This is a genomic window from Streptococcus parasanguinis (assembly GCF_001578955.1).
GTDB lineage: Bacteria > Bacillota > Bacilli > Lactobacillales > Streptococcaceae > Streptococcus > Streptococcus parasanguinis_U.
In genome coordinates, this window is sequence record NZ_KQ969689.1 from 527,818 (window position 1) to 533,076 (window position 5,259).

5 protein-coding genes are annotated in these 5,259 nt (G+C 43.3%); all 5 read left to right on the top strand.

Going from position 1 to position 5,259, the window contains the following annotated elements:
• On the top strand, positions 1 to 894 hold an 894-nt coding region (locus tag SPADD19_RS02460; protein ID WP_061455260.1), incomplete at its 5' end, for an ABC transporter permease.
• A gap of 15 nt (positions 895 to 909) precedes the next feature.
• Positions 910 to 1,806 carry a carbohydrate ABC transporter permease gene (locus SPADD19_RS02465; RefSeq protein ID WP_049475288.1) on the top strand — a complete coding sequence of 299 codons (897 nt, stop codon included), beginning with the start codon at positions 910 to 912 and terminating at the stop codon, positions 1,804 to 1,806.
• Positions 1,807 to 1,815: 9 nt separating this feature from the next.
• The gene (locus tag SPADD19_RS02470) at positions 1,816 to 3,378 is read left to right on the top strand and encodes a type 2 periplasmic-binding domain-containing protein (RefSeq protein WP_031575601.1); all 1,563 of its coding nucleotides are present in this window, start codon (positions 1,816 to 1,818) and stop codon (positions 3,376 to 3,378) included.
• Positions 3,379 to 3,482: 104 nt separating this feature from the next.
• Positions 3,483 to 4,121, top strand: coding sequence for a YesL family protein (locus SPADD19_RS02475; RefSeq protein WP_024055799.1), 639 nt, complete (start codon positions 3,483 to 3,485; stop codon positions 4,119 to 4,121).
• A gap of 182 nt (positions 4,122 to 4,303) precedes the next feature.
• Positions 4,304 to 5,259 (top strand): ABC transporter permease (locus tag SPADD19_RS02480; RefSeq protein WP_061455261.1); only part of this gene is annotated, 956 nt, incomplete at its 3' end.

Genomic DNA, 5,259 nt, shown 5'->3' on the forward strand with positions numbered 1-5,259 from the left:
CAGAGCAAATTTAAGAAAAATATTCCTTTATATGTGCTGCTCCTGCCATCGATTATTTTATTGATTTTATTTGCCTATATCCCTATGGCGGGTCTAGTCATCGCTTTTAAAGATTACTCTCCCGCTACTGGGATATTTGGAAGTCCTTGGGCTGGTCTTAAGTATTTTAACCAGTTCTTCTCATCCTTCCAATTTGCGACAACCATGAAGAATACCTTGAAAATTTCTATTTACAGTATTCTGGTTGGTTTTCCCTTGCCGATTGTTCTAGCCATCATTTGCAACCAAATTCGTGTGGGCAAGTTCAAAAAAATCTTTCAAGTAACAACTTATTTGCCTCATTTTATCTCGACCATGGTCATGTGTGGGATGATTATTCTTTTTCTCTCTCCAAGTAGTGGACTGTTAGCCAATGTCCTCAAATTGGTCGGCTTAAAGATGCCTGCCCTCTTATCCAAACCGGGTAGCTTTGCGGGTGTCTATGTCTGGAGTGATGTCTGGCAACATATCGGTTGGGATAGTATCATTTATCTAGCCGCTCTATCAGCCATTGATCCAACCTTTTATGAAGCAGCGACTATGGACGGGGCGAGTCGATTGCAAAAAATCCGTCATATTGACTTACCCTTACTGTTACCAACGGCGATGATTCTCTTGATTCTCAGAGCAGGCAGCCTACTCAGTGTTGGTTTTGAAAAGGTCTTGCTCTTGCAAAATCCACTCAATCTGGCAGGAAGTGAAATCATTTCGACCTATGTCTACAAAGTGGGGATGATTAATTTTCAATATAGTTATTCGACAGCGATCGGTCTCTTTAATACCTTGGTTAACTTGATCATCTTACTGTCGGTCAACTGGTTTGCGAAACGCTATACCAAGACAGGATTGTTCTAGAAAGGAGGAGAAATTGTGAAATTGTTTCAACATGCGAGAAAGACCAAGTCAGAAATCCTCTTTGATGTTTTTATCTATGGTCTAGCGATTTGCTTGATTCTCTTGATTGTCTACCCTTTGTGGTTTGTCATTATTGCCTCCTTCAGTAATCCGTCTGATGTGGCAACTGGTAAGGTTTGGTTTATCCCGAGGGAATGGCGACTAGATGGCTATCAACGCTTGATTGAACAGCCTTTATTTCTAAAGAGCTATCTCAACACCATCCTTTACACGGTTGTGGGAACCATCGTTGCCCTGGTCATTAATATCCCGGCTGGTTACGCCTTGTCGCGAAAGGACCTCTTTGCTAAGAAATGGGTCAGTGTCTTCTTTATCGTTCCCATGTTTGTCTCTGGAGGCTTGATTCCCATTTATTTGACAGTCAAACAATTGGGTTTGGTCGACACCTTCTGGGTAATGGTCGTACCATTTGCAGTTTCTCCTTACAATATCGTTGTAGCTCGAACTTTCTTTAACAATAGTATTCCAGAAGGGATGTGGGAAGCCGCCCAGATCGATGGTTGTGGAACCATTCATTACTTCAGAAAGATCGTGCTCCCCTTGTCCAAGGCTATTATTGCCGTTATTGGACTTTGGACAGCAGTAGGGATCTGGAATTCTTGGTTCAATGCCTTGATTTATTTGACCAATGAAAATCTCCAACCCCTACAACTGATCCTGCGCCGTCTCTTAATTAGTAATCAAATGTTGCAATCGCAAGCAACAGGGGAGGTAGCTTCTGACCTCCGTATCAAGGCTGATATGATGAAATATGCAGCCATCGTTATCTCAACAGCACCGATTATGATGCTGTATCCATTCGTCCAAAAATACTTTAATCAAGGTGTCATGATAGGGGCCTTGAAAGAATAGGAGAAGATCATGAAAAACAGGAAATTTGCCTATCTGCTCCTTGGAGCAGCTGCTTTAGCTGGCTTGACGGCTTGTGGAGCTTCCACAAATAAATCAAGCAATGACAAGAATGATGGAAATACCTTCAAGATCACGACCGTTCGTTGGTCGGATTGGGGGGAAGACTATCACAAAGGTTTTCTAGATGATTCAGCCAAGGAATCAGGTATCAAGATCAAATGGGATACCATGGTGGCTGCAGACTGGTCTGATAAGAAATCTGTTCTTGTTGCCAGTGGAGATTTACCAGACGCTTTCTTGGGATCCAATGCCTTCACGGATTCTGAAATCGCTCAGAACCAAAACATGTTCATTCCATTGGAAGACTTGATCAAGGATAATATGCCAAACTTGAACAAGGCCTTTGAAAAAGAACCGAAATTAAAAGCCATGGTGACCAACCCTGATGGTCATATTTACAGTCTGCCTAAGAAATTGCCAATGCGGCCAATCGTCGGCAACCAACTCTTTATTAATAAGAAATGGTTGGACAACCTTGGCTTGAAGATGCCGGAAACCTATGATGAATTGGTGACTGTTTTACAAGCCTTCAAGGACAAAGATGCCAATGGCAATGGGGATGTCAATGATGAAATTCCATTTGGCTCTGGTAACTTTGATCCGACCTTCTCTTATATCTTGCCATTCAACAACCGTCTGGGTGGAGATAATACCTATGAAATGTCCGTCAAAGATGGCAAACCGGTCTACCTCCGGACGGAAGAAAGTTATAAACAAGGGATAGCTGCTATGCATGAAGCCTACAAGAAAGGCTTGATCGACCCTGAACTCTTTACAGAAGATACCTCTATGTCTGTTGCCAAACGGATGGACAAGGGAGTGGCACGTGTCGGTGTATCAAGTGGTTGGACAGCAGATGCAACCTTCGGCCAACATGCCAGCGAATATGCTCCTCTTCCAGCATTGAAAGGCCCTGATGGCAAACAATATGTCATTTCTGACCCAGATCATTTGAACTATGGACGCAATGAAATCTTGATCACGAATAAGTGCAAGGACCCTGCAAAATTGCTCAAATGGTTGGATAAATTCTACACGGATGATGCCAGCATTCAAAACTTCTATGGATCCTTTGGCATTGCGACTGAAAAAGATGGTGACAAGTACAAGGTTTTGGCTCCAAAAGATGGTAAATCTGCCGATGAATGGGCTTGGATCAATTCCCTTCGTGACTTTGGACCAAAATATGTGTCAGATGATATCAATAGTCATGTCGACATCGACCAAACGCAAGGTGATGGCCTCAAATTGAAGATGGACAAAGAATTGAAACAGTACGCTTTGCCAGCATATCCAAATGTCATCTACTCTCAAGAAGAATTGAACAAATTGTCCTCTATTTATGTCGATATCAACTCCTATGTTACCCAACAAGCTTCTAAATGGGTAGTCGAAGGGGGCGTCGAAAAGGATTGGGACGATTACAAAGCAACATTGAAGAAGATGGGCATTGATGACTTTATGAAGATTCAACAGGATGCCTATGATCGTTACCAAAAAGAAGTGAAGTAACAGGAGTCTAAATGGATTCAAGTAAGTAACTCAGGGGCCTAAAGCCCCTGAGTGCTTCCTTGGAGGAAGTAGCAGAAATTGAGATGAAGAACAAGGAGAAGAAGATGCAAAAATTATTTTCATTGGATGGACGCTTGGTCAAGACCTTGACCCGGTTGACAGACATCATTATCTTGAACACCTTGTTTATCGTTTGCTGCCTTCCGATTTTCACGATCGGTGCATCGCTTACCGCTTTAGCAACCATGTGGCACCGCTTGTTGAAAGGGGAAGATACGGATCTCGTCTTTCATTTTTTCCGTCTCTTTCGAGCTAATTTCAAGCAAGCGACGGTGATTTGGCTGACCTGCCTAGGACTATCTGCCCTTCTTTATCTGGATTACTGTCTTTTTTCAAATACGGCCTTTTTAAGTGAGTATGGGATTTGGATCTTGCTTCCCTTTATCGTCCTTCTATGTGGAGGGATGACCTTGATCTTCCCTTATATTGGCCTCTTTGAAGACCCTACAAGAAAGGTCTGTCTGAATAGTTTCCTCATTGCTCTCTTAAATCCTATTCAAACCATCTTTCTTATCTTCTTCAATCTGGCAGTGGTTTATATCAGTCTCAGTAGTCCTGAACGGTTACTGACAGCTATTTATCTCTTTACCTTTGGAGGTTTCGCTCTTTGGAGCTTCTTAAATGTTCGACTGACCGATCAGATCTTTTCAAAGATTCAAGAAGGAGGAGTCTTTGAAAAATAAGGTCAAGCAAGTGGGACGTATGTTTTACATAATATTATTTAAATCGAATAAAGTTTCCTAGAAAATCTAGGAAACTTTTTCTATTTCATAAACATTTCACATTTCTTTTCTATAATAACTATAAAAAATGATGAAAACGTCCACATTGTATTGTCGTGGACCTTGAAATGGAGGGTGAGATCATGCTCTTACAACAGGCAATCGCCTATATTTCTCGAAAAAGAACGAGGAATCTGGTTCTCTTTCTGATTCTCCTCTTGATCCTTTCTTGCTTGTATTTCTGTTTTTCACTGATGCAAGTGGGAGGAAGACTGGAGGACCATATCAAGCAGTCGGCTGGGACCAGTTTTGCCCTGACCAGTAAGCAGGGGGCTACTCCCTTTGCACTGAAGGAAGCTGAAAAGGTGCAGCGGCTAGCTGGAGTTGGATCTATGGTTCCTCAATATGAAAGTCCTGTTCGTATTCTTGGTAAAGAAGTGGTGACGGGGCAGCAGTCGGTAGAGCGGGATGATCTGGGTCAGGAAGCCAAGCAAGCGCTAGGCGCTGTCTTCACCCAGAAGACAGACCAGCACCTGGATTTCCGCAGTGGCAGTTTCCAACTGGTGCAAGGCAAGCACTTATCCGACAAGGCTCGCGGCCAGATCTTGATCCACCAAGAGTTGGCTAAGAAGAACAAGCTAAAGGTCGGGGATTCCTTGACCTTATCCAGCTTTCAGATGGGAGAGACTCCTGCCAAAGAGCAAACCTTTAAAATCGTTGGGATCTTTTCGGGTAAGAAACAGGAAAAATTCACAGGAATGACCTCTGATCTGAGTGAGAATCAAGTCTACCTCCCTTATGAGGATACGACCAAGCTTCTTGGTCTCAGTCAGCAAGAAGTGACCCAGGTCACCTTTGGGGTCAAAGATCCTGAGAAAATCGATGCCCTCTTGAAGCAAGTCAAAAGCTTGGATCTGGATTGGCAATCGCTACGCGTGGTCGAAGATCGCAAGGCCTTTGACCAGATGAAGGAATCCTCTCAGACCCTAGAAGGCCTGGTGCGGATCATGATGATCGTCCTCCTGGTGACGGGAGCAGGTGCCCTATCGCTCTTACTCAGTCTCTGGACACGAGAGCGGATTCATGAAATCGGGGTCCT

Bases quoted from the DNA above. Each gene is read 5' to 3' on its own strand.
- SPADD19_RS02470 (WP_031575601.1), top strand. From the start codon at position 1,816: ATGAAAAACAGGAAATTTGCCTATCTGCTCCTTGGAGCAGCTGCTTTA.
- SPADD19_RS02475 (WP_024055799.1), top strand. From the start codon at position 3,483: ATGCAAAAATTATTTTCATTGGATGGACGCTTGGTCAAGACCTTGACC.